This is a genomic window from Coleofasciculus sp. LEGE 07092 (assembly GCF_015207375.1).
Taxonomy (GTDB): Bacteria; Cyanobacteriota; Cyanobacteriia; order Cyanobacteriales; family Coleofasciculaceae; genus LEGE-07092.
Map to the genome: position 1 here is coordinate 1 of NZ_JADEWY010000281.1, position 1,757 is coordinate 1,757.

Annotated in this window: 1 protein-coding gene; it reads right to left on the reverse strand. The window is 46.4% G+C overall.

Annotated features, from left to right (window positions below; translation table 11 throughout):
• Window positions 1-108: 108 nt before the first annotated feature.
• Window positions 109-1,644 carry a transposase gene (locus IQ257_RS29545; RefSeq protein WP_193882696.1) on the reverse strand — a complete coding sequence of 512 codons (1,536 nt, stop codon included), beginning with the start codon at window positions 1,642-1,644 and terminating at the stop codon, window positions 109-111.
• Window positions 1,645-1,757 lie beyond the last annotated feature (113 nt).

The following is a 1,757-nucleotide window of genomic DNA, read 5'->3' on the forward strand; positions in this document are numbered from 1 at the left end:
TTGAAACCTCTCCCGGTTGCGCTAAGAGCTAAAACCGGGAGATTCCTCAGAAGCTTTACCTAGCTTGTTGCTCGTCCCAAAGGCTTCGCCGTGACCCTTCGACAGGTCTTACCCTGAGCTTGCCGAAGGGCTCAGGGCGGAGACGATTAGCCGAACGGAAGCTATCTGGCTAGATTTTTCTGAGTTGCTACGAATCAGCTCAACAGGGCTATGACTGCACTGACTTTCAGACGCGCTTACTCGATTTGCTGATTGTTGATATTGTTGCCATGCCCGTAGCAGGGCAGTTTCCATCCCTGGATACTCGGATTGAGCATCCCGCAATGACAACTTATCGTCATAGACGTGACGACTCAAAAACGCACTCATCAGGTCACGGTGCATTACTACACCTGACTGGTCATAATGTACTCGCTCTGAGAGAGATTTCTTGATACGAATACCTGTTAGATGAGTTTGAGAGAGTGCTGTTTTTGTAGTCGAAAACTGATAGAATGAACCGCCAGCTTTTTCAGCTTTGCGCTTCAGCTCTGATTGGAAAAATCCAGGGGATTTAGCAGCAACGGCTTTGCCCCAATTCTTTTGCCATCCCTTAACGGAAACCTTTTCAGTTTTAATTTGGTTGCCTATTTTTAGGATGTCATTAACTAGACGACGATTCTGAGACTTGCAATACTCAGACTTTCTTCGCTCCAGTTCTCTCTTTTTAGCAGCAAGAGCAAGATAGCGCTTGGATTTGTTATACGCCCTCTTCCCCTTCTTTAGCTTGCCCTTTTTCCGAATAGTCTTACGTCCCTTCCTTCCCAAGAAGTCAGGTTCGTAGCTATCGGGATTCAACTGGCGCTGTGACCGCTGCATCTTACGCTGTAGTCGGCTAATCTCACGCTCGAAGGTCGGAACTTTTTCGGCAAAGGGTAACAAGCCAGCGTTGCTGTCAGCCACGTAAGCTACATTGGAAATGTTAAGGTCTATCCCCACAACTCCAGGACTAACAAAATTAGCAGCCTTTTGATAAGGCTCCCCTTTGTTGATGAGTTGGGCATACCAGCGACGCTTGCCGTTAATCTCTTTCCAGAGAATCCGGACATATTTAACTTCGCTGTTGATGCCATGCATCATCACTGGGTTGTCGTAGTCAATCAGGGCATTCAGCTTAAGTTTCCCCCAGACCAACTGTTCTCCAACCCAGCGTATCCCTTGCTTATTGGTCTTACCTTCCATGCTTCGGAACCGAAAAGGAACCTTGAATCGAACCTTCTTAGCGCGACCAAACATTACTTTTTCGGAGGCTTGGAAGGCGCGAGTAGCTAGCTTCTGTTGAGTGTTAGAGTCAATCTTGGTGGCAATCCACTTAGACGTATTAGCAACGACCGTTGCATAAGCTTGGATATCGTATTCAGAGTATCTGTACTCTTTTCTAGCAACGGCAAATGCCTCTGTTCTAGCTTTTCCCTTGGGAAGGGCTTTAGCTAGCTGGTACTGGTCTGACTTGTGCACTAACCTCATTCTTGCCATTGACTCGTTGAGCAGTGCATTGTACAGTTGCCTACCCCCTTGAAAACGTGAAAGCAACTCTGGCTCTGCTTGGCTTGTGACAACAAGTGGAATGGTTGTGACAAATGAGGGAGTAGTGCTTTTTGCCATATAACTGGAATTGACTGATGTTGAACGCTAAAACTAATTGACATCGACCTTTTGATTAAATTAGCCTGAAAAGGAAACAATGTCAACAAGCAGAAAAATGGCGTCAACAACAG

What these genes read in the sequence shown, in the direction of transcription:
- IQ257_RS29545 (WP_193882696.1), bottom strand. Translation starts at nt 1,644, where the DNA reads ATGGCAAAAAGCACTACTCCCTCATTTGTCACAACCATTCCACTTGTT.